At 69.5% G+C, this 22,880-nt stretch carries 20 protein-coding genes; 10 read left to right on the top strand and 10 right to left on the bottom strand.

Features of this window, described 5'->3' with window-relative positions:
• Window positions 1–48 precede the first annotated feature (48 nt).
• The 5 genes from IB230_RS11060 to IB230_RS11040 form a co-directional block, all read right to left on the bottom strand.
• Window positions 49–690 carry a MarR family transcriptional regulator gene (locus IB230_RS11060; RefSeq protein WP_192272174.1) on the bottom strand — a complete coding sequence of 214 codons (642 nt, stop codon included), beginning with the start codon at window positions 688–690 and terminating at the stop codon, window positions 49–51.
• A gap of 74 nt (window positions 691–764) precedes the next feature.
• Window positions 765–1,298, bottom strand: coding sequence for a hypothetical protein (locus IB230_RS11055; RefSeq protein WP_192272172.1), 534 nt, complete (start codon window positions 1,296–1,298; stop codon window positions 765–767).
• Window positions 1,299–1,319: 21 nt separating this feature from the next.
• The gene (locus IB230_RS11050; protein WP_192272170.1) at window positions 1,320–1,826 is read right to left on the bottom strand and encodes a hypothetical protein; all 507 of its coding nucleotides are present in this window, start codon (window positions 1,824–1,826) and stop codon (window positions 1,320–1,322) included.
• A 10-nt stretch (window positions 1,827–1,836) separates the two neighbouring features.
• The gene (locus tag IB230_RS11045; protein ID WP_192272168.1) at window positions 1,837–2,925 is read right to left on the bottom strand and encodes a hypothetical protein; all 1,089 of its coding nucleotides are present in this window, start codon (window positions 2,923–2,925) and stop codon (window positions 1,837–1,839) included.
• 144 nt (window positions 2,926–3,069) lie between these two features.
• On the bottom strand, window positions 3,070–3,483 hold the full coding sequence (locus IB230_RS11040; protein WP_192272166.1) for a DoxX family protein: 414 nt from the start codon (window positions 3,481–3,483) through the stop codon (window positions 3,070–3,072).
• A gap of 113 nt (window positions 3,484–3,596) precedes the next feature.
• On the opposite strand from IB230_RS11040, the gene IB230_RS11035 reads away from it, so the two are divergent.
• A complete protein-coding gene (locus IB230_RS11035) occupies window positions 3,597–4,493 on the top strand; it encodes a LysR family transcriptional regulator (protein WP_192272164.1) in 897 nt (298 codons plus the stop codon).
• 21 nt (window positions 4,494–4,514) lie between these two features.
• Here the strand turns inward: IB230_RS11035 and IB230_RS19935 are convergent, their stop codons facing one another.
• Window positions 4,515–7,718: a bifunctional diguanylate cyclase/phosphodiesterase gene (locus IB230_RS19935; RefSeq protein ID WP_192272163.1), complete on the bottom strand. Its 3,204-nt coding sequence runs from the start codon at window positions 7,716–7,718 to the stop codon at window positions 4,515–4,517.
• 319 nt (window positions 7,719–8,037) lie between these two features.
• Here IB230_RS19935 and IB230_RS11025 point away from each other — a divergent pair, with 319 nt between their 5' ends.
• Both IB230_RS11025 and IB230_RS11020 read left to right on the top strand, forming a co-directional pair.
• Window positions 8,038–8,427: an MAPEG family protein gene (locus IB230_RS11025; protein ID WP_192272161.1), complete on the top strand. Its 390-nt coding sequence runs from the start codon at window positions 8,038–8,040 to the stop codon at window positions 8,425–8,427.
• 339 nt (window positions 8,428–8,766) lie between these two features.
• Window positions 8,767–9,702: a hypothetical protein gene (locus IB230_RS11020; protein ID WP_225589569.1), complete on the top strand. Its 936-nt coding sequence runs from the start codon at window positions 8,767–8,769 to the stop codon at window positions 9,700–9,702.
• Window positions 9,703–9,962: 260 nt separating this feature from the next.
• Here the strand turns inward: IB230_RS11020 and IB230_RS11015 are convergent, their stop codons facing one another.
• The 3 genes from IB230_RS11015 to IB230_RS11005 are packed head-to-tail and all read right to left on the bottom strand — an operon-like array spanning window position 9,963 to window position 11,422.
• Entirely contained in the window at window positions 9,963–10,184 is a 222-nt protein-coding gene (locus tag IB230_RS11015; protein WP_192272157.1) for an RNA-binding S4 domain-containing protein, read from the bottom strand.
• A 20-nt stretch (window positions 10,185–10,204) separates the two neighbouring features.
• On the bottom strand, window positions 10,205–10,876 hold the full coding sequence (locus tag IB230_RS11010; protein ID WP_192272155.1) for a serine/threonine protein kinase: 672 nt from the start codon (window positions 10,874–10,876) through the stop codon (window positions 10,205–10,207).
• 30 nt (window positions 10,877–10,906) lie between these two features.
• Window positions 10,907–11,422 (bottom strand): sigma-70 family RNA polymerase sigma factor, encoded by a 516-nt coding sequence (locus tag IB230_RS11005; RefSeq protein ID WP_192272153.1) that lies wholly within the window; start codon window positions 11,420–11,422, stop codon window positions 10,907–10,909.
• A 178-nt stretch (window positions 11,423–11,600) separates the two neighbouring features.
• Between IB230_RS11005 and IB230_RS11000 the strand changes: the two genes are divergently transcribed.
• The 6 genes from IB230_RS11000 to IB230_RS10975 all read left to right on the top strand — a co-directional run bounded on the left by IB230_RS11000 (window position 11,601) and on the right by IB230_RS10975 (window position 20,303).
• Complete coding sequence (locus IB230_RS11000) at window positions 11,601–13,499, top strand: DEAD/DEAH box helicase (RefSeq protein WP_192272151.1); 1,899 nt, start codon at window positions 11,601–11,603, stop codon at window positions 13,497–13,499.
• 141 nt (window positions 13,500–13,640) lie between these two features.
• Window positions 13,641–15,299 (top strand): diguanylate cyclase, encoded by a 1,659-nt coding sequence (locus tag IB230_RS10995; protein WP_343227307.1) that lies wholly within the window; start codon window positions 13,641–13,643, stop codon window positions 15,297–15,299.
• A gap of 135 nt (window positions 15,300–15,434) precedes the next feature.
• Window positions 15,435–17,870 (top strand): EAL domain-containing protein, encoded by a 2,436-nt coding sequence (locus IB230_RS10990; RefSeq protein ID WP_192272149.1) that lies wholly within the window; start codon window positions 15,435–15,437, stop codon window positions 17,868–17,870.
• 37 nt (window positions 17,871–17,907) lie between these two features.
• Entirely contained in the window at window positions 17,908–18,627 is a 720-nt protein-coding gene (locus tag IB230_RS10985; RefSeq protein WP_192272147.1) for a pseudouridine synthase, read from the top strand.
• An 89-nt stretch (window positions 18,628–18,716) separates the two neighbouring features.
• Window positions 18,717–19,787 carry a sensor domain-containing diguanylate cyclase gene (locus IB230_RS10980; protein WP_192272145.1) on the top strand — a complete coding sequence of 357 codons (1,071 nt, stop codon included), beginning with the start codon at window positions 18,717–18,719 and terminating at the stop codon, window positions 19,785–19,787.
• A gap of 93 nt (window positions 19,788–19,880) precedes the next feature.
• Entirely contained in the window at window positions 19,881–20,303 is a 423-nt protein-coding gene (locus IB230_RS10975; protein WP_192272143.1) for a universal stress protein, read from the top strand.
• Window positions 20,304–20,324: 21 nt separating this feature from the next.
• On the opposite strand, the gene IB230_RS10970 is transcribed toward IB230_RS10975, so the two are convergent.
• Window positions 20,325–21,272, bottom strand: coding sequence for a DMT family transporter (locus tag IB230_RS10970; RefSeq protein WP_192272141.1), 948 nt, complete (start codon window positions 21,270–21,272; stop codon window positions 20,325–20,327).
• Window positions 21,273–21,572: 300 nt separating this feature from the next.
• Here IB230_RS10970 and IB230_RS10965 point away from each other — a divergent pair, with 300 nt between their 5' ends.
• Window positions 21,573–22,874, top strand: a complete 1,302-nt coding sequence (locus IB230_RS10965; RefSeq protein WP_192272139.1) for an MFS transporter — start codon at window positions 21,573–21,575, stop codon at window positions 22,872–22,874.
• Window positions 22,875–22,880: the final 6 nt, after the last annotated feature.

Raw genomic sequence — 22,880 nt, 5'->3', positions numbered from 1 at the left:
ACCGGGCGGCGTCCGATGGCAGTCGGGCGCCGCCCTTCTTGTTTCCGCCTAGGGCGGAGTCGGTTGCCGGAAGCGCAGCACGCGCTCCTGGCGGGATTCGTCGTCGGGCTGCTGCTCCGCGCAATCCACGCGCAACTCCGCGTCGCCGAACGCCTTGTCCAGGAACGCGCAGACATGCGGTGCATCGCGCTGGCCGGAAGCGAAGGGGCGGAAAAAGGTGCAACCCAGGCAGGTGCGCAGGCCGGTGGCCAGGCCCTGTTCCTGCGCTTCGTTGATCAGCAACTGCGTCACGCGCAGCAGCGCGCCGAGATCGGCTTCGCCCAGCGATTCGACCAGAGAACCCATGCCCTGGTCGGGGCGCTGCAGTTGCGTGGCCATGCGCGAGCCGGACGAGGTCAGGCGCACGCGTGCGGCGCGGGCGTCGTCGGGATCGGGCGTGCGGCGGATCCATTGTTTGCCTTCCAGCGCCTTCAGCGAATCGCTGAGGCTCGCCGCCGACACGCCCAGGCGCTCGGCGATCTGGCGTGCTCGCAGGCCGTCCTGTACGCCCTGCAGCATGCGCAACACCGCAGCCTGGGTCGGCGGCAGCGACGGCGTGCCGTCCTGGCGCCATGACTGCGCACGGACCAGCGCGGACAGCTGCTCGAGTCCGCGCGTGGCCTGCCTGCGTTGGAAGGGGGTATCGATCATGGCGAATAAGTTAGGAGTCCTAACTATATAAGTCAATGACCGTCCGTCGGCGCGATTCAGGGCGATCCCCATCGTCACCACCGCATCATCGGCAGGGGCGAGAACGGGTGTCGCCGCAGCCGCTGCAAGGTGAGATGCAGCAGGCGACGATGGAAGCCCGCGTCGGGGAACGCAGCCCTGACGTCGCGAACGACGTCGCGGGTCAGGCCGAAACGCAGCACGCCGTTGCTGACGTCGATCCAGTCCGCGCGCCGGAACGTCTCCACGCTCGCATGCGTCTCCGGTGGCATGCGCCGGCACCGGTGGTGGTGGGCGATCATCGCGTCCACATCGCGCTGCCATCCCGCCCGGCCGATCGCGCGCAGGTGGTCACGCGCCAGCGCGCGCGAAGGCGGCAGATAGTCGAACGTGCCTGCCGTCCAGATGCCGAGATCATGGAAAGCCACCGCGATGCTCAGCTTCTCCAGCATGTCCGCATTGCCGGGCAGCAACCGCCAGTAGAAGTTCGCCACCCGGTAGGCGTGATTCCGATAGCCCATGGCATCACCACCCAGCGACGACGCGTGCGCGTCGAGCAAGGTGTCGAGCAGCGGCAATGCGGTGAGCATCGCGCCAGGTATTCCTCAGGCTCAGGTCGCAGGATGCGGCACGTGGAGGCGGCCGCGCCGCAGATACCTCACCTGCAGGATCATGCCCACCAGGAACACGAGGAACGTCGCGCCTACCAGCTTCTGCAGCAGCGGATCCTGCGGACCAGACACCAGCGGCGCGCCGATCGGCACGCGCGTCAGCGTTTCGGTGAAGCCCGGGATGAAGTGGAAGTACACGGTCAGCGTGAAGGCCAGCGAGGCCGCGACATGCCGCCACGAACCAAGCACGGCGTTGCGGCCCAGCAGCACCGCGGCGGCCAGCACGATCAGCGTCAGCACGGTCAGCCCGTGCGCTTCGCTCAGCTTGCCGGTTCGCATCAGGAAAAAACTGGTCAGGCACGTGGCGACAGTGAACCAGGTGTAGGTCTTGCCCAAGGCGGTCGCGTAGCGGATGTCGTGGTAGCGCAGCAGCGCGTACAGGCCGCCGAACAGCGAGACCAGGCTGATGGCGGTATGGAACCAACCGAACGGGGTGATGTTGAGCATGCGATGTTCCTCACGGGGCAGGCGGTGGCGGATCGGGAAGATCGAACTGCATGAGGTTCCAGCGGGTGACGTCCTCCTCCCACTCATCGCCGACGGCCGGCGTGAGCGGCAGGGCGAGATTGGCGACGATCATGCGATGGCCCTGCACGGCGCTCGCCGCCGGAAACAGCAAGCCGCGCGGTGCGCCGTCCGCGGTCACGCCGAGGAAATCCCCCGCGCGGTGGCGCACGCGTCCGCGCTCGTCGAGCGCGACGAGAGTGTCGATCTGGTTCGCCGCCACCCACAGCAGTCCCTGGTGGAACAGCAGGCCGTCGGCGCCGTAGACGCCGTCGGCGAGGATCTCGATGTCGCCCTGCGGCATGCGCCGCCGCAGCACGCGGCCGTCGCCGGCATTGTTGATGTACAGGATCGATTCGTCCGCGTTGAACGCCAGTCCGTTCGCACCGAACGGCAGCGCCCCGGTGGTCGCCAGCAGCGGATCGCGCGCGAACACCTCGACGCGGCACGGCTTGCACGTCGCGGCCTGGGCGATGCGGTAGATGGCGCCCTGGAAGGAGTCCGACACATAGAGTGCGCCGGTACGGTCGAAGACCAGCCCGTTGATCGCCGGGAATCCCTGCGACCCGTAGGTGACCAGGTCCTGGCTGCCATCGGGATTGGCGATGGGCCGCGGAGGCGGTGCCGCAGGCACCAGCGCGGCGAACGTCGCCAGGTCCTCGATCGGCGACGTGGCGGTGAACGCGGCGTCGAGCCGTTGCAGCGTCGACGCGCCGAAGTTCAGCACGTACAGCTTGCCCTTGAAGAATCCGATGCCCGTCAGCGGCGTCGCGCCGAAGCTGCGTTGCGCCAGCAGGCGACCGTCGGCATCGAAGCGCAGCAGCTGGTTGTTGCGCGACGACGCGGGCTCGCGTGCGTCGAACGTGCCGACATAGACCTCACCGCTGGCCGGGTCGACCGCCAGGCTCTCCGGATGACGGACATCGGCGGGCAGCGCGGCGAACAGTGTCGCCGGCAGCCGCTCCATCCCCGTCGCCGATGCCGCGGCCGCGCAGGCGAACAGGCCCGAGAGACACAGAAGGGGAAGATAGCGGCCGGGCATGCTGGACTCCAGCGGCGGGGGCAGCCTGCACGCTCGCATACCCCTGCCGGTGGGGCTTGTACCGGCGTGCGGGCCGCGCCCGTCGCGGACACGGAAACGCCGGCGCAAGGCCGGCGTTTCCGTGATGCCGGGTGAGATGCTGGATCAGCGGTTGTCGACGCTCCAGCCGCCGGCGCCGCGCGCCGCCAGCGTGATGAAGCCACCGGCGATGGCGATGTTCTTCAGGAACATGATCTGCTGGATCTGGTCGCCGAGGTTGCTATGGAACAGCACCGCACTCGCAATCGAGAACGCGGCGAGCAGGCTGGCGACGATGCGCGTCTGGTAACCGGCGATGATCGCCAGGCCGCCGACGACTTCCAGTGCGATGACCAGCGGCAGCAGGGCGCCGGGGACGCCGACGGATGCCATGTAGCCGGCGGTGCCGGCATAGGCGGCCAGCTTGCCGAGGCCGGAAATGACGAACAGCGAGGCGAGCAGCGTGCGGCCGGTCAGGTCGGCGGCGCCACGCAGGGCGGGAACGCGAAGAGTGCTGGGGGTGGCGGTAACGGTGGACATGGTGGGCTCCGGGGAATGGGGTGGGTGCAGCAGGTACGGAGTGCAGGTTAGGTCGTCGCCATCTATGGCGGAAGCCTATATATTTCGATGAAATCCATCGTCTGGAGCGATATATGCTCGACGCCGTCACCCTCGACCAGCTGCGCACCTTCATCGCGGCGGCAGAGCAGGGCAGTTTTTCCGCAGCGGGACGCAAGCTGCGACGCGCGCAATCGGTGGTCAGCCAGACGCTCGCCAACCTGGAGTTGCAACTGGGCGTGACGCTGTTCGACCGCAGCGCCCGTTATCCGCAACTCACCGATGCCGGCCGCGCACTGCTGGTGGAGGCGCGCGCGGTGGCCGAGCACATGGACACGTTCAAGGCGCGCGCCCGTAGCGTCGCCGAAGGCCTGGAGCCGGAGCTGTCGGTGGCGGTGGACGTCATGTTCCCGATGCAGGCGCTGACCCGCGCCGCGGCGCACAGCGGCACGGCGTTTCCGCACACGCCCTTGCGGCTGTACGTCGAAGTGCTGGGTGGCGTGGTCCAGCCGGTGCTGGACGGCACCTGCCGGTTGGGCGTCGTCGGCTCGTTGCCGGAGCTGCCGGACGAACTCGATACCGAGCCCCTGCAGCCGGTGCCCTTCGTCACCGTTGTCGCTCCCTCGCACGCGATGGCGGCGGTGCGCGGTGCCGTGCCGGCGAAGGTGCTGGTGAAGCAGGTGCAGCTGGTGCTGACCGACCGCACGCCGTTGACCTCGGGCCGCGACTTCGCAGTGCAGTCGCCGCTGACCTGGCGGCTGGCGGACCTCGGCGCCAAACATGCCTTCCTGCGCGCCGGTCTCGGCTGGGGCCACATGCCGCTGCACATCGTCGAGGACGATCTCGCCGCCGGCCGCCTGAAGCGCCTGCGCCTCGCGGAGGCGGACCCACGCTATGCGCAGATGCCGATGCGCGCGGTGTGGCGCAAGGATACGCCGCCCGGTCCCGCCGGCCGCGCGTTCGTCGAGCAGCTGCGCGACGGCGTGCGCTGACGCAGGGCGCCCGTCGCGCCTTCAGGCCTGCGCGTGACGCAGTTCGCCGCGCGCCAGCGTGGTGGCTTCGTCGACCTCCATCGGGCGGCCGAAGAAATAGCCCTGCATCTCGTCGCAGCCCATCTGCTGCAGCGCGTGCATCTGTTCGGAGGTCTCCACGCCCTCGGCGATCGTGCGCATGCCCATTTCGTGCGCCAGCACGAGGATGGTGCGCGCGATGGCGCGGTCGGTGCTTTCCGCCGCGATGCCGTCGACGAAACTGCGGTCGATCTTGAGGATGTCCAGCGGCAGGCGCTGCAGGTACGCCATGCTGGAGTACCCGGTGCCGAAATCGTCCAGCGCCAGCCGTACCCCGAGTGCATGCAGGGTCTGCAGCATCTGCTGCGCGGCGCCCATGTCCTCCACCAGCACGCTTTCGGTCAGCTCCAGCGTCAGCGCGTCGGGCGGCAGGTCGTGGCGTTGCAGGCAGTCGGCGATCCACGGCGCCAGCGTGGGCTGGCCGAGCTGGCTCGGCGACAGATTCACCGCCATGCCCAGCGTGCGCAGGCCCATGGCGCGCCATCGCGCCAGCTGCTGGCAGGCCTGTTCCAGGACGAAGTGGCCGATGTCTTCCATCAGCCCCGCGCTTTCCGCCAGCGGAATGAAGACCGACGGCGGCACGTCCCCCCAGGCGGGATGGCGCCAGCGCGCGAGCGCCTCGAAGCCGGTGAGCTGCGACGAGTCACCGGCCACCACGGGCTGGTAGACCAGCCTCAACTGGCCCCGGGCGACGGCCTCGCGCAGGGCGGTGACGCGGCTCAGGCGGTCGCTGGTTTCCTGCTGCGTGGTGGCCGACGGCAGGCGCACCTGGTTGCGCCCCGCGCGCTTGGCCAGGTGACGGGCGTCGTCGGCGCAGCGCAGCAGCGTCTGCAGGTCGGCACCGTGTTCGGGCGCATGCGCCAGGCCGATGCTGGCGGTGACGGTGAACGACGGATGGGTGGAATACAGCGCGACCGGCTGCCCCACCGCGCGGCGGATCTCTTCCGCGCACCGGCTGAGCTGGTCGATGTCGATGTCGGGGAAAAGCACCAGGAACCCTTCGCCGCCGTAGCGGTACACGGCGCCTTGGCCCTCGCACGCCGCGGAGATCCGCTGGCCCATCCTGCGCAGCACTTCGTCCCCGCCGTCGTGCCCGAAGGAGTCGTTGACCATGCCGAATCCATCGAGGTCGACGATCGCCAGGCCGTGACCGTGCGCCGACGGCGCGGCGATCCGCTCGGTAATGAGGCTGGCCTGCGCCGAGAAGCGCGGCAGGCCGGTGGCGCTGTCCATCGCGGCGGCATCGTTGAGGCGCCGCTGCGCATCGAGGCGGCGCTCGGTTTCCAGCAGCAGCGAGCGTGCGGTTTCCGCCGCCTCCGAAGATCGGCGCCGCGAGATGTCCAGAAGGAACAGCACGAACGCGATCAGCAGACCGCTGCTGAGGCCGCCGACGACGAGCGCGCGCGGCAGCGTGAACGAGTTCAGGGCCGGCGGCGCCCACAGTTCGAGTTGCACATCATGGCCGGGCAGGGGCACGCGCTCCACCGACAGCGGCGACCCCTGCGGCTCGCCCTGCTCCAGCGTGTCCATGCCGTCCGCGGTCGCGCGCACCGGGCGATCCGAGAGCACCGCCTTGACCAGCGTCTTCACGAAACCGTCCAGCGCGATGAACCCCTGCGTGCGGCGGCCCGCGGTATCGACCGTCAGCCACCACCCGCCCGGGACCGCGTGCAGATGGCCCGTCTGCGCGACCGGCGCGGGCGGCGAGGGTGCGACCGGGGCGTCGAAACCAGGCTCCACCCACCGGAACTCGCCGCCGTCGCCCACGCTGCGGACCACGCGGAAGCCGGCGTACGCGCTGACCATGTCGTCGACGTAGTGGTGGAACAGGCCTTCGGCGGCGTCGGGTGCCGCGGCGGTCAGCGACGCGGACAGCTGGCGCAGGGCGCCGCGGCGGAGTTCCATGCCACGCAGGAAGGTCGGCGCCGCGCTGGCCGTCTGCGTCTTCATGACGTTGCGCGCCATCGCATCGCGGTCGGCCGTCGCGGCCCCCCAGTACATGCCGCCCAGCATCAGCGCCGCCGCCATCGGCAGCACGCCGAACAGGCGCTCGCGCAGCGAGTTCTCGCCAGCGACCGCCAGCGCCAGGCCCATCGCCACCAGCTGCGCGGAGGACGTCAGCGAAATCTGGTAGATCGACAGGCCTTCGCGGTGGTACGGCAGCTGGATCAGCAAGCCGAGCGTCGCCATGCCGGCGACGGAGGCCAGCGCGATGCCGAAGCCGCGGGTGATGCCCCAGCGGATGCTTTCCCAGCGCTGCAGCGCCTGCGGCAGCATCGCGACGGCCAGCCAGCCAGTGAGCACCGCATAGTCGGTGTAGCCGCCGATCAGCGGTGTCGAGGCGCGCGGCAGCCAGCCCAGCTGATGCAGCAGCGCGTTGACCGGCGTGGTGACGCCGCCCAGCGTCTGCAGCAGTGTGAGCAGCAGCGGCACCGCGATGAGCGCGAGCAGCGCCCATGCCGGGCGTTCCCGGTCGCGCTGGCGCAGCAACAGCGCCAGCGCCACACCGGCGACGCACAGCGTGGAGAGGGGGCGCATCGGCGGAAAATTCACGCCCATCTTGCCGACCAGGCTGCCGGGGACATGCCAGCCGACCAGCGCGATCAACGCGAAGGCCATCACGAAGGCGACCAGTTCGGTACTGGTGTCCAGCGTGCGTCCTTCCCGTAGCGCGGGGGTGTAGACCAGCAGGAACATCGCCAGCGCCGACAGCGACAGCGACCAGCCGATCTCGGGCTGGACCGCGCCGGGTTGCAGCGCACCCAGCACCGGCTGCACGGCGAGGAGCAGCAGGGTGGCGGCGAAGATGCGCATGACGAATTCCGGCCAGAAGCCGCGCCAGACCCGCATCCAGGCGATGACGGTCGCCGCCGCCAGCACCAGGCAGATGCCGAGCGCGTGGAACTGCCACAGGTGCATGAGGAACAGGCTCGTCAGCAGGCCCGCCACGGCCAGCCGGACCGGACGCTGTGTGCTGCGCCAGGTGGCGATGGCCACCAGCACGCCGACGACCGGCACGCTGTCGTCCAGGAAGTGGCCGCTGCCCGCATCCACCAGGGTCAGCGTGGCGGCCAGCAGCCACGCAAGCGCGGCCGCAAAGCGCTGTGCCCACTGGACAGGCCGCCAAAGGTCCTGGTGTATCGCCACTGCATTCCCCTGCGGAGCCGACACTCCGTAGCAATGTGATACCGAAATCACCGACAGGCCGCAAGCGCGGCTGCTTCGTTCAGGGAGCGCCGTCGTAGGTTTCCGTATGTACGTCATCGTTCGTGCTGCGAGCACCAGAACGACGCTGGAGCGGACTTCGCGCAGGGGCATGCGGGCAGCAGGGCGGAGGCCGCACGCGCCACGCGCGTGATGGCGCGATCGGCGAGACAAGCGGGATGCATGGCCCCATGCCTGCGGCACGCAGGCCGCGTGCCGGCTGCGCTAGAGTGCACGGCACCATCCGCGGGGAGTCGTCGTCATGCCGGTCGAACTGAAGATGCTGGCCTGGTCCATTGCCCTGGGCCTGGTGCACGTGCTGGTCGGCGCCGCACTGACCACCCACCAGCGCGGGCTGAAGTGGAACGTCGGCGCGCGCGATGCCGCGTTGCCGCCGCTGACGGGCGTCGCCGCGCGGGTGGACCGCGCGTTGCGCAACTTCCTGGAGACGTTCCCCTTCTTCGCTGCCGCCGTTCTCGCGGTGGTGGCGCTCGGGCGCGGCGATGCCAACACCGCGCTCGGCGCGCAGTGCTACTTCTGGGCGCGACTCGCCTACGTACCCGTGTATGCGGCGGGCATTCCGTACCTGCGCACGCTGATCTGGGCCGTGTCGCTGTGGGGGCTGCTGCAGGTGCTGTGGGCGCTGTTGTGAGGCGGAATGCGGCCCCGGGTTCATCGCACGGTGGGCCCCCGCGCTCGATTTGACCCTAGACTAGGCCGACCCCCTCCAAGCCAGGCCCTCGCGGCCTGGCGTCGTGCTGTGATCGACCGGATGCTGTCCCGCAATCCCCACCTTCCCCTTGCTGCGCTGCTGATTGCCGTCCTGCTGGCTGCCTGTGGTCCGGGCGCTCCCGAGAGTGCGTCCGATGCGGTGGCCGAAGCGCCGCCCGCGCTGCCGGCCGATACGCCGGCCAGGCAGGCCGAGCGCGGCGATGGTGCCGTGTCGACCGGACCGGTGGTGTCGCCGCCGGCCGACGCCCCGGGCGAGGGCATGCCGACCGACTGGCCGGTGTCGAAAGTGACCTCCGGCCAGGCCTGGGTCAGCTGCCAGGCCGAATACAACACCGGCGAAGGCGATGGCGCCGCACTGGAGTCGCTGGCGTTCTTCAGCGTGGTCGACGCGCTGTCGCCGTGCCAGAAAGGCGGTGTGCTGCGCTTGCGCTACCAGGGCAAGATCGCCTCCGATTTCACCGATCTGGTTGCACGGGTCGCCGACATCGCCGGGCGCATGGGCATCCACAAGCGCATCCTGGATCTCGATTCCGCCGGTGGGCAGGTCGAAGACGCGATCAAGGCCGGCGACGTCATCGGCGCCGGCGGTTGGACGATCTGGGTGCGCGAGGGCTCGGTCTGCCACAGCGCCTGCGTGTTCGTGCTGGGTGCGGGCGACAACCGGATGATCTCCGGCAAGGTGGGCGTGCATCGCATCATCCGCATGAGTTCCACCGCCACCACACGCGCCGAGCTCAACGAGGAACTGCGCGGTGTTTACGGACGGGTGAAGGACTACCTGGAGCGCAACGGCGTCGCCGTCGCGGTCGCCGACCTGATGATGACCGTGCCCAACCGCCGGCTGCGCCTGCTGAGCAAGGACGAACTGCAGGAATACGGCCTGGATGGCACCAATGCGGCGCAGGACGACCTCGATCGCCTGCAGTTGATGCGCCGCTGCGGGGGCGACTTCGTGATGCGCCGCGATGCCTTCATGCGCAGCTTCGACAGCACGTGCAAGAAGGCGGGTGCAGGGCTGGACGACATGCAGGCCTGCGGTCTGGAGCTGCGCACGCAGTTCGGGTTCCCCGATACCAAGTGCCCGGCCGACAGCCCGCTGTCGGAGTTCGATCGCATGGCCGATGTGGAAGCCGTGCCCGATGACGCGGGTGCGCCGCCGGATGCGGCGCCGCTGGACGCCGGCGCCGCACGCTGAGTGCCGGCTGCGCGAGGCGGGCGCTCGCGCGCCAGCCGGATTCCGTCACGGGCGAGTCTCTGTGTGGGTAGAGCGGCGTGCTGCATTCACGCGACAGGCGGGAGGCGCGACGGGAGCTGGCTGCTCCTGGTCCGGCAGCCGCGGACAAGGGCCAGCCGCATGGCGGCCTTCATGCGTGCGTCAGGAGCAAGAAACGGGTCGTGATGAAGGAAGGCGCGCGGGAGGGGCCGAGGCCGTGGCACGGCTGCATCCTGGCTCCGTCAGCCCAGCACCCGGATCTCGGTGTCGTCGATCCGCACCACCTGGCCGGCGCGGATCTTCGCGGTCTTGCGCAGTTCCACCGCGCCATCCACCGACACGTCGCCGCTGGCCACGATCGCCTTGCCCTGGCCGCCGCTGTCGGCGATGCCGACCAGCTTCAGTAGTTGGTTGAGTTCCACGAAGTCGTGGCCGGCGTCCAGGTCGAAGTCGATGCGTTGCATGCGCGCAGTGTACCGCCCGCTCACTCGGTCTCGAAGCGCGCGACCTCGTCGATCTGGGCCTGCGCGCGGCGCAGGCTGCCGCCGGTCACGCTGTCTTCCATCGCCTTGGCGAGCCGCGGGCGCGCGGGATCGCGCGACCAGCGATGGAACCACGCCGTCGCCGCCAGCCCGGCTGCGCCGACACCCAGCCCGATCCAGACCACGCTCGGCGCGCGGGCATACAGGTTGGTGCCGCCGAGTCCGGCCAACACCATCAGCAGTGGCACCCACAGGAACCACCACGGCAAGCCGGCCAGCATGCCGTTGACGAGGTAGGTGCGGCGCAGCGTCGCCAGCCGCTTCTGGATATCGACGATGGGCTGCGCGTAATCGATCTCGCGGATGCGCAGCAGCGTCTGCCCGGCCATCGCGATGGTCGCGATGCCGTAGAGCTGCACGACGATGCCGGCCACGATCGTCGTCCACGGCAGACCGTCGGCGGATTGTCCGCCGTGGATCCACAGCAGCGAGGCCAGCAGGATGAAGGGGATGCCGAACAGGGTCTGCACCACCTGGCCCCAGAACAGCGGGCGCAGGCTGTTCAGTGCCTTCTGCTTGCGCTGCTCCAGCAGCACATGCGTCTGCAGCGCATCGTGGCGTTCGAGGCGGCGCGACAGCGTCTGCCAGGCGAGTTTCAGGTCATCGGGTTCCATGGCGGTCGTTCCGTAAGAAGGGTTCATCGGTCAGAGTTCCTGGCGCAGCCGCTGCTTCAGCCGGCCGATCTTGGTGGCGACGTTGGTTTCGCTCAGGCCGAGCACGTCGGCCATCTCGCGGTAGCTGTGGTCTTCCAGGTAGAGCAGCAGCAGGGCGCGGTCGAGCGGCGGCTGCGCCTGGATGAAGCGGTACAGCAGGTCGACCTGCTGGCGGCCTTCGTGGTCGTGCGCGCGCGGGTCGGCCACGTCGTGGTGGTCCTCATGCCAGGCCTCTGGCTGCACGCCGCGGGTGCGGCTGCGGACATGCGAAATGGCCACGTTCAGCGCGATCCGGTACATCCAGGTGGAGAACGGCCGCGCCGGGTCGTAGTCCCGCCAGGCGCGCCACAGCTGGGTGGCGATCTCCTGCACCAGGTCGTCGCGGTCGTCGGGGTGCCAGGCATACGTGCCGGCGACCTTCATCAGGACGCCGCGGTGCTGTTGCAGCAGGCGCGGGAAGTCCGTGGAGGCGTCAGTGGAGGCGTCCGTGTCCGTCAGGGGGTTCATGATCGTGATCGTTTCCATCCCGGCACCCGTCGATTGTGCGGTCTGGAAGGTGATTCGCCGGGGTGGCGGAAAAATCACGGCCGCGGCCCCCGGATCGTGCTGCAACGCGACAGGAGCCGCCCGAAAGCGCACAATATGCGGCTCGGCGTGCGGCTCCGCGACGCCCCGGAGTGTCCGCATGTCTACCGAATCCCCCTCGCCAGCCCCCCTCCTGTTCGCCGATCTCGGCCTGCCCGCGCCTGTCATGGCGGCGGTCACCGAGGTGGGCTACGAGAGTCCGTCGCCGATCCAGGCGGCCACCATCCCGGCCATGCTGGCCAAGCGCGACGTGCTGGGCACGGCCCAGACCGGCACCGGCAAGACCGCCGCGTTCGCGCTGCCGGTGCTGTCCAACATCGACCTGAAAGCCGGCAGCCCGCAGGCGCTGGTGCTGGCGCCGACGCGCGAACTGGCGATCCAGGTGGCCGAGGCGTTCCAGAAGTACGCCGGCAAGATTCCCGGCTTCCACGTGTTGCCGATCTACGGCGGACAGAGCTACTACCCGCAGCTGCAGGCGCTGAAGCGCGGCGTGCATGTCGTGGTCGGCACTCCCGGCCGCGTGATCGACCACCTGGAGCGCGGCTCGCTGGACCTGTCCGGCCTGACCACGCTGGTGCTCGACGAAGCCGATGAAATGCTGCGCATGGGCTTCATCGACGACGTCGAGACGGTGCTGAAGAAGACCCCGGAAACGCGCCAGGTGGCGCTGTTCTCCGCCACGATGCCGCCGGCGATCCGCCGCATCGCGCAGACCTACCTGAAGGAACCGGTCGAGGTGAACATCGCCTCGAAGACCACCACCTCGGCCAACATCCGTCAGCGCTACTGGTGGGTCAGCGGCATGCACAAGCTGGATGCGCTGACCCGCATCCTGGAAGTCGAACCGTTCGACGGCATGATCATCTTCGCGCGCACCAAGGCGGCGACCGAGGAACTGGCCGACAAGCTGCAGGCCCGCGGCCTGGCGGCGGCGGCGATCAACGGCGACATGCAGCAGGCGGCACGCGAGAAGACCATCCAGCAGCTCAAGGACGGCAAGCTGGACATCCTGGTCGCCACCGACGTGGCCGCGCGCGGCCTGGACGTGGAGCGCATCAGCCACGTGCTGAACTACGACATCCCGTACGACACCGAAAGCTACGTGCACCGCATCGGCCGCACCGGCCGTGCGGGCCGCGCCGGCGACGCGATCCTGTTCGTCACCCCGCGCGAGAAGGGCATGCTGCGGTCGATCGAGCGCGCCACGCGCCAGCCGATCGAGGAAATGCAGCTGCCCAGCGTGGAAGCGGTCAACGACCGTCGCGTGGAGAAGTTCCTGGCGCGCATCACCGACACGCTGGCGTCCGGCAAGGCCGGCGAATTCCGCGCGCTGATCGAGCGCTACGAGCGCGAGCAGAACGTGCCGGCGGTGGACATCGCCGCCGCGCTGGCGCAGCTGGTGCAGGGCGACACGCCGCTGCTGCTGTCGCAGGAGCGCACGCCGCGCGAACAGCGCCCGGTGCGCAGCGAGACCTACGGCAACGCGCCGCGCCGCGAGCGCGACGAGCGTCCGCGCCGCGACGACGGCCCGGGCGAGCGTCCGGCACGCAGTTTCGACAAGCCGGAACGCTCGAAGATCGAACGCCCCGACACCGACCGTCCGCGCGCCGACAAGGCTCCGCGCAGTGCGCCGGACGTGGGCATGGAGACGTACCGCATCGAAGTGGGCCACGCGCATGGCGTGAAGCCGGCCAACATCGTCGGCGCGATCGCCAACGAGGCGGGGCTGGAGAGCCGCTACATCGGCCGCATCGACATCCAGCACGACCACACCACACTGGACCTGCCCGAAGGCATGCCGCGCGAAGTGCTGATGCACCTGAAGAAGGTCTGGGTGTCCGGCCAGCAGCTGCGCATCCACAAGCCGGGCGAGGGTGGTGGTGCCGGCGCAGGCGCGGCGCCGCCGCGCAAGTTCGGCGGCCCGGGCAAGGGCAAGCCGCGCGGCGACAAGCCGTTCGGCGCCGGCAAACCGCACCGCAAGGGGCCGCCACGCGAGTGAGGGTGGCAGCCTCCGGCGCGGAAGCGTCGGCGCAATGAGGCAGATCCGGCGTGGGATGCCGGCACGTGGCACAGATATTGCATTTCGCAGACGCAAGCCAGCACACCGGATGTCGGGACGCGGCGACGTATCGGAGTGTTGGTGAAGTCGATAGGGGGACGGGCAGGCGGGATCGCGGGGTGGCTGTTGCTGCTCGTGGCCCTGTCGTGCCCGGCACTGGCGGCCCCGCAGGTCGGCCGTGACTATCTGGTCACCGGCGAACCGACGTCCGAACAGGCCCCGCAGCGTCACTGTACGCCCGGGATGCAGGCGGAACTGACCGAACGCGTCGAGATTCCCGCGCCGCCCGAGGGCTGGTCGGGCGCGCCGCAGGCGATCAATGTCTTCAACATCTTCGCCGGCGAAGTGCGCGTGCACCACGGCGACCGCGAGATCTGCGGACGCATGCACGATGCGCGCACGCGCGACTCGCGCTTCCGCGCCGGCGTCGGCATGGTGGTGGTACCGGCGGCCGGCAACCGCGAACCGATCCAGGTCGCGTGGGAAAAGCCGCTGAAGCCGGGCTGGATACCCACCGTGCGCATCGGCGCACCGAGTCCCGTGCAGCAGTTCGATACCGCACGCCTGCTGGTGCGTACCGCCTGCGTGGCCATCGCCATCGCCCTGGCCTTCATGGCCTTGATGGGCTTCCTGAGCACGCGCGACCGCGTCTTCCTGGGCTACACCCTGCTGTGCGCGTTGAGTGTGCTGGGGCAGTCCGTGCTCAGCGGCCTCAGCGGCTACCCCGAACCCTGGCTGCCGGTGGACGGACAGGAATCCCGCTGGCTGGTGGCGTTCTCCTGCGTCGGCTTGCCGATCCTGCTGTACGTGATGTGGCTGCTGGTCGGCGGTGCACGCATCTGGCCGAAGACGCAGCGCTGGCTGCCCTGGTTCACCGCCGGCCTGTGCGCGCTGGCCGTGGCGACGGCGTGGTTGCCGACCGCCGGCCTGTCGCAACTGGCGACGGCGATGGACAGCGGCTTCGTGATGGGCTGTGTGGTGGTGCTCGCGCTGGGACTGGGCCTGCTGCGCCACCACCGTGCCGATGCCGTGCCGGCGATCGCCGCCGTGCTGCCGTTCCTGGCGATGGCGGCGATGGACCTGGCCGACAGCTGCCTGCTGATCGAATACCGCGTCGAAGCGATCCAGCTCTCGATCACCTGGTTCCTGACCGTCAGCGCCTACGTGCTGAACCTGCGCCTGGGCCAGTTGCGCCGCCAGCGCGACGAGATGCGCGCACTCGCCGACACCGACGAACTGACCGGCCTGCCCAACCGCCGTGCCGGCCTGAAGCGGCTGGAGCAGCACATGCGCGACGCGCGCACCGGCGACGACACGCTGGCGGTGGGCTTCCTGGACATCGACCTGTTCAAGCGCATCAACGACGTGCACGGACACGAAGCCGGCGACCGCGTACTGGTCGCCGTCGCGGCGACGCTGACCGGCGCCGTACGCGATCCGGCGGACGTGATCCGCATGGGCGGCGAGGAGTTCCTGGTGCTGCTGCCTGGCATCGGCGGTGCGACCGCGCGTGCGCGGCTGGAGGCGATGCGGGGCCAGGTCAGTGCCGCGGGCGCAGGCCTGGGTATCGATGGCCTGGTCGTCACCGCCAGCATCGGCCTGGCCACCCTGATGCCGGAGGATGCCGATCCCGCGTCGCTGCTGCGCCGGGCCGATGGCGCCATGTACCGCGCCAAGCACGCGGGACGCGACCGCGTGGTCGACGCCGGGACCGTCGACGACGGCGATCTGGACCGCTGACGCGGCACGACCATTGGTCGGCAGGACATCCCCGGACCGGAGCGTGGTCCTCAAGCCATGCGCTCCACGGCCGATGAACGACGGCAGAGGCCGGCGCGGATGCCTTCCTTCCGCGCAGACCGACAGGAGCGATAGGTGGAAAACGGAGTAGCCAGGGCACGGGGACGACCCGGCCGTCAGGACGACGACCGCGGGCTGCACCGGCTGCCCGCGCGGGTGGCCGCGCTCATCCTGCTCTCCGCGCTGGGTGCGCTGCTGACGGCTGCCGTGCTGGAAACCCAGGCCGGCGCCACTGCCTACATCATCGGCGAGAGCCATTGGTCGAAGGCGCACCAGCGCGCCGTCCTGGCGCTCTACCGATACGCCGGCCATGGGCGCCAGGCCGACCTGGAGGCCGCGCGCGAGGCGTTGCGCGTGCCGCTGGGCGACCGTGCCGGCCGGCTCGCGCTGGAGCGGGATCCGGCGGATGTCGAGGCCGCACGCGCAGGCTTCCTGCAGGGGAACAACGCGCCGGACGACATCGGCCGGCTGATCTGGATGTACCGGGCGCTGGGACAGGCGCCGTACTTCCGCGACTCCGTCCGCCTGTGGCGTGAAGCCGAGGTCGAGGTCGACCAATTGGTGGCCATGGCCGATACGCTCGAGGCGCAGGTCGCACGGGGGCCGCTCGATGCGGCCAGCGTGCAGGCCCACCAGCGGCACCTGCTGGCCATCGATGCCCGGCTGCGGCCCAAGGAACTGGCGTTCTCGCGCTCGCTGGCCGAAGGCGCGCACTTCATGCGGCGGATCCTGCTGGGTCTGAGCGCGCTCGTCTTCGTGGCGCTGTGTGCCTACGCGTTGCGGGTGATGCGCGGGACCCTGCGCCACGTGCGCGAGACCGAGAGCGAGTTCCGCATGGCGTTCCATCAGTCGGTGGTCGGGATGCTCAAGCTGGACCGGGAAGGGCGGTTCGCGCAGGCCAACGAGGCGCTGGCGCAGATCCTGTCGCGGCCGCTGCAGGAGCTGCGCGAACTGCGCCTGCAGGACGTGCTGCATCCGGACGACCTGCACCGGGACGCGGCCGGTGCGATCGACTGGACGCGCATGCGGGAGCCTGGCGAACGCCGCTTCCTGCGCCCGGACGGGGAGGTGCGCTGGGTGCGCTGGACGGCCTCCGTGGTGGACGCGCGGGCGGGACGGGGCGAGCAGGTGTTCGTGCTGGCGGAAGACGTGTCCGAGGCGCACGAACTGGCCTGCGAGATCGCGTACCAGGCCAGCCACGACGAACTGACCGGCCTGATCAACCGCCGCGAGATCGCGAGGCGGCTGGGCAGCGCCCTGGGCAGCGCGCGCGGATGCCGTCAACGGCACACGCTGTGCTTCATCGACCTGGACCAGTTCAAGCTGGTCAACGACACCTGTGGCCACGAGGCCGGGGACCGCTTCCTGTGCGAGTTCGCGCAGCGCGTGGCGGCGCAGCTGCGCCGCGGCGACTGGGTGGGGCGCTTAGGGGGCGACGAGTTCGCCGTGCTCCTGCACGACACCACGCTGGAAGAAGCGGAAACGGCGATGGCGCGGATCCATGCCGCGCTCGGCGAGGACGCCTTCCGCTGGAACGGCCGCATGTTCGGCCTGAACTGCAGTATCGGCGTGGCCGAGATCAACGACGACGCGGTCGACGTCGACTGGTTGCTGCGCGCCGCCGACGCCGCGTGCTACGTGGCCAAGGAAGAGGGCCGCAACCGCATCCGCTGCTACCGCGATTCCGACCCCAGTCTGTCGCGCCGGCGGCGCGAACTGGAATGGGTTGCCCACACGCAGCTCGCCATCGCCGAACAGCGCCTGCTGCTGTACGCGCAGCGGATCGTTCCGCTGGCAGGCGGGGAACGCCTGCAGTACGAAGTGCTGGTGCGCCTGCTCGATCGCGAGGGCGAGGTGCATGCGCCGGGCGTCTTCCTGCCGGCGATGGAGCGTTACGGGCAGGGCATGGCGGTGGACCGCTTCGTGGTGGATGCGGTGTGCGGGTTCCTCGCCCGGCACCCGGGCCATCTTGCGCAGGTCGAGCTGTGCCACGTAAACGTGTCCGCACAGTCCATCGCCGATCCGGCGTTCCTGGAACACGTTGGCCTGCTGCTTGACCGGCACCCGGGCGTCGCGACGCGGCTGTGCTTCGAGATCACCGAGACCGCGGTGATCGCCAATCTGGACGATGCCTGCCGTTTCATCGATGCGATGCGCGCGCGCGGTTGCCGGATCGCACTGGACGATTTCGGCAGCGGCCTGTCGTCGTTCGCCTACCTCAAGCGCCTGCCGGTGGACATCCTCAAGATCGACGGCGCCTTCATCCGCGATCTCGCCCGCGGCGAGTCCGACCTGGCGCTGGTCCGTTCCATGAGCCAGATGGGCCAGGCACTGGGGAAGGTCACGGTGGCGGAATGGGTGGAGAACGACGCGGTGCTGGCGCAGCTGCGCGAGGTGGGCATCGGCTATGCGCAGGGCTATGCGGTCCATGCCCCGTGCCCGATCGGTGAACTCATGGCGGGCGCGAGCGTGGACACGGTGTCCGCCGAGGCGTTGGCCGAACCCGCCTGACGCGCACGCCGGGCGGCCGATCCCGGATAATGGCGGCATGACCACCCGCCTCAACAAACACATCGCCGAGACCGGCTTCTGTTCCCGCCGCGAGGCCGACCGCCTGATCGCCGAGCGCCGCGTGACCGTCAACGGCATTGCCGCCGGCATGGGCGCGGTGGTCGGCGAGGGCGACGAGGTGCGCGTCGACGGCCAGTCGATCAAGGTGCGCGCCGCCAAGGCCGGCAAGCGCAAGCACGTCTACATCGTGCTGAACAAGCCGGTCGGCGTGACCTGCACCACCGAGTCGTCGGTGAAGGACAACATCGTCGACTTCATCGGCCACGAGCAGCGCATCTTCCCGATCGGTCGGCTGGACAAGGATTCGGAAGGGTTGATCCTGCTGACCAGCAACGGCGACATCGTCAACCAGATCCTGCGCGCCGAGAACCGCCACGAAAAGGAATACCTGGTGGCGGTGAACAAGCCGGTGACCGACGAGTTCCTGCGCGGCATGGCGCGTGGCGTACGCGTGCACGGGCAGATGACGCTGCCGTGCCGCACCAGCCGGATCGCCAAGTTCGGTTTCCGCATCACCCTGACCCAGGGCCTGAACCGGCAGATCCGCCTGATGGCCGCGGCCTTCGATTACCGCGTCACCCAGTTGCGGCGCGTGCGCATCGACAACGTGAAGCTGGGCGACCTGAAGGCCGGGCGCTGGCGCAACCTCACCGACCAGGAACTGCGCGGTCTGCTGCCGCAGCAGGAGACCTGGTAGCGGTAGCGTGACCGACGTCGCGTCAGTGGTGCTTACCTGCTAAGCGGACGCGGGCATACTCTGCCCATCCCCGGTACAGGACTGCCGGCATGAGCCGACCGCCGAAGCCCGACAACGAAGAAGCCCGTCTGGCCGCGCTACGCAGCTTCGACATCCTCGACAGCGAACCCGAGCGCGCGTTCGACGACCTGGTCCGCATCGCCGCCGGCATCTGCGGCGTGCCGATGGCGGCGGTGACGCTGATCGACGGCGACCGCCAGTGGTTCAAGGCCCAGGTGGGCATGGAAAGTCCGGATCCGTCGCTGGACACCTCGTTCTGCGCACACACGGTGCTGGATCCGGGCGCTGCGACGGTGGTGCCGGATGCCACGCTCGACCAGCGTTTCTCGTCCAATCCGCTGGTGGCCGCGGCGAACGGCATCCGCTTCTACGCCGGCGCGCCGCTGGTGACGCAGGAGGGGTTCGCGCTGGGCGCGCTCTGCGTGGTGGACGACCGCCCGCACGCGTTGGCGCCGTTCCAGTTGCAGGCGCTGGATGCGCTGTCGCGGCAGATCGTGCAGCTGCTCGAACTGCGTCGCGTCAGCAAGCAATTGCGGCACCAACTGCACGAGCGTACGTGGTACGAGCAGCAGATGCAGCGGTACCAGGACGAGCTGGAGCAGCAGAATGCCGATCTTTCGGAACAGACCAGGACCGATCCGCTGACCGGGCTTCCGAACCGCCGCGCGTTCACGGCGGCGCTGGACGGCGCCATGCAGAAGGCCGCGCAGAGCGGCGATCCGCTGGCCGTTGCGGTGCTCGACGTGGACCACTTCAAGACGGTCAACGACCTCCACGGCCACGACGAGGGCGACCGCGTGCTGGTGGCGCTGGGCGACATGCTGAAGGCGCAGGCGGCGGGCCGTGGACTTGCGGCGCGCCATGGCGGCGAGGAGTTCGTCATCCTGATGCCCGGCGCCACGCTGGAAGAGGCGCGCCTGCAGTGCGAGTTCATGCGCCAGAGCGTGGGCCTGCTGCCGATCGGCCTGCCGGTCTCCGTCAGCATCGGCGTGGCCGCCCGGCAGCGGGACGACAGCGCCGAGGCCATGTTCCGCCGCGCCGACCAGGCCCTATACGAGGCCAAGCGCAGCGGGCGCGACCGGGTGGTGGCCGCCGCCTGATTTGATCGCGATCAATGCGCGCTGCGACCCGCGGACGCATTGTGTCCGTGTCGGCGGCGCATCGTGCGCTCGCCCTGCATGCGGAGCACGACGATGAAGATCCTGGTGGCAGTGGATGGAAGCGAGGTCGGCCTGGCCGCCGTGCGGCAGCTGGTCGACTTCAGTGCGGCGCTGGCGGAACCGCCGGACATCACCCTGTTCTATGCCGATCCGCCGCTGCTGCGCTCGGTCGCCCTGAACCTGGGCAAGGACGGCGTGGTGAGTTACCACGCGGAGAACGCCGCGTACGCGATGAAGAAGGCACGCACCGCGCTCAAGCGCGCGCGGCTGCCGTTCCGGGAGACCTATCTGGTCGGCGAGCCCGCGGAAAGCATCGTCAAGCAGGCGAAGGCATCGAAGTCCGACCTGGTCGTCGTCGGCACGCATGGCCGCGGCGCGCTGAAGCAGCTGTTCGTGGGTTCGGTCGCGCTGAAGGTCATCGCGCTGAGCCCGGTGCCGGTGCTGGTCGCTCGCTGACCGGCTTCGGTCGACGATGTTTCAGTCGACGACGTTCTTGGCCTCGGAGGTGCCCAGCATCTCCGGGTGCTCGATGCGCTTCGGGCGCTGCACCAGCGGGTGCAGGAACACGGCGGCCAGGATGATGCCCACGCCGAGGTAGAACAGCGGCGTCAGTTCGCGCTGTTCCCCCAGCAGCACGATCGCCAGCACGATGGCGTAGACCGGTTCCAGGTTGGTCACCAGCTGCACGCCGTACGCGCTCAGATGCTTCAGCGCCACCAGCGACAGCGCGAACGGCAGCAACGTGCAGGCCAGCGACAGCACCACCAGCAGCGCGCCGTCCTTCAGGCCGGGCAACACGAACAGGTCGCCGGCGAAGGCGGGGAACAGCATCGGCATCAGCGGTGCGAGCAGGGTCAGCAGCAGCGTGCCGGCGCCCAGTTCCAGCCCGGTGATCGTCAGCGGTTCGCCATGGTCGATCAGGCGCTTGTTGAGCGGGCCGAACACCGCCACCAGCAGCGCCGAGATCGCACCGACCAGCACGCCCAGCCGCATGCCATCCGGGATGCCGCCGACCACCAGCGCCACGCCCGGCAGCACCGCGACGCCGAACAGCAGCTCGCGCCACGAGAAGGGCCGCCGCGTCAGCCAGGGCTCGATCACCGACGTGAAGGCCGGCGCCAGGGCGATACAGGTCACCGCCACCGAGGCATTGGACAGCTTGATCGCGCCATAGAAGGTCAACCAGTGCAGCGCCACGATCACCCCGATGCCGCAGTAGGCCAGCACCAGTTTCGGCGACATCGCGCGCAGCCCGCGCCACACGCGCGGCAGGAAGGCGAGGGCGACCACCACGATCAGCATGCGCCACCACACCAGCGGCAGGGCGGACAGGCTGATCAGCTTGCCCAGGATCGGGGTGAAGCCCCACAGCAGCACGCACAGGTGGATCTGCAACTGGGTCTTGGCGGTCGGGGTCATCGGCATCCGTGCATTGTCGCCGAAGCCTTGCGGGGCTGGCGATGGGACCACTCGCGACCACCGGGCTCGGAACCTGTCTTGTGGGAGCGACGTAAGTCGCGAGCTTTTCCCGGCTTCGACCGCAATGCCCTTCGCCCTCGACACCTTGCCCTTGGGGGCTTCACGAGGCCGGCCGGCAATCGCGACTTACGTCGCTCCCACAGGAAGGTGGCTGGCTCCTACCGGAAGGATGGTGGAGGCTGGACGCGTACCGCGCGCCATGCGATGTTCGCGCGCCATGGCCGTACCGGGCCGCAGGATTCCCGCATGAGCACCGGCGACGCACTGCCCCAATCGCAACGCCCATTCGACCGCCGCGATGCGAAGACGCTGGGCCTGTCGGCGCTGGGCGGGGCGCTGGAGTTCTACGACTTCGTCGTCTTCGTGTTCTTCGCCAAGACCCTCGGCGTGCTGTTCTTCCCGCCGGGCACGGAGCCGTGGCTGGCGCAGCTGCAGGTGTACGGCATTTTCGCGGCCGGCTATGTGGCGCGGCCGCTGGGCGGCATCGTGATGGCGCACTTCGGCGACCGGCTGGGGCGCAAGCGCATGTTCACCCTCAGCGTCTTCATGATGTCGGTGCCTACGCTGCTGATCGGCCTGTTGCCGACGCATGCGCAGGTCGGCGTGCTGGCGCCACTGCTGTTGCTGGCGATGCGGCTGGTGCAGGGCATCGCCGTGGGGGGGGAGGTGCCGGGCGCGTGGGTCTTCGTCGCCGAGCATGTGCCGCGCCGCCGCGTCGGCATCGCCTGCGCGACGCTGACGGCGGGACTGACGGCCGGCATCCTGATCGGATCGCTGCTGGCGGCGTGGATCAACGCGAACTACACCCCGGACGAGGTGCAGGCCGGGGTCTGGCGCGTGCCGTTCGTGTTGGGCGGCGTGTTCGGCTTTGTGGCCGTGTGGCTGCGTCGCTGGCTGGAGGAAACGCCGGTCTTCGTGGAGATGCGCGAGCGCAAGCAGCTGGCACGCAAGCTGCCGGTGAAGCAGGTGCTCGGCGAACACCGTCCGGCCGTCGTGCTGTCGATGCTGGCGTCGTGGCAGCTGACGGCGGCCATCGTGGTCATCGTGCTGCTCACGCCGACGCTGGTGCAGACCAGCTTCGGCATCGATGCCGCCATCGCCTTCCGCGGCAACAGCCTGGCGACGCTGGCACTGATCGCCGGCTGCCTGGTGGCGGGCTGGGCGGTGGACCGTTTCGGCGTGGGACGCGCGCTGTTGGCCGGTTCGCTGGGATTGGGCCTGTCCGCCTATGCGCTGTACGGTGCACTGGTGTCGGGTAACCACGATCAGTTCGTCGCGTGGTACGCGCTGGCCGGCTTCTGCTGCGGCGTGACCGGCGTGACGCCGGCGCTGATGGTGGTCGCGTTCCCGCCCGAGGTGCGCTTCACCGGCCTGTCGTTCTCGTACAACGTCGCGTACGCGGTATTCGGTGGACTCACGCCGCCGATGATCGCCTGGCTGTCGACGTCGTGGGGCGCGATGGCGCCCGCGCACTATGTCGCCTTTACCTGCCTGGTGGGCGTAGGCGTCGCGGTGTTCGTGCTGATGAAGCGCCCGCTGCAATACTGAGCGTGG

Source organism: Pseudoxanthomonas sp. PXM01 (assembly GCF_014851815.1).
Classification (GTDB): domain Bacteria; phylum Pseudomonadota; class Gammaproteobacteria; order Xanthomonadales; family Xanthomonadaceae; genus Pseudoxanthomonas_A.
The sequence above is the reverse complement of the archived record's forward strand: the minus strand, read 5'-3'. Positions and strand labels throughout refer to the sequence as shown.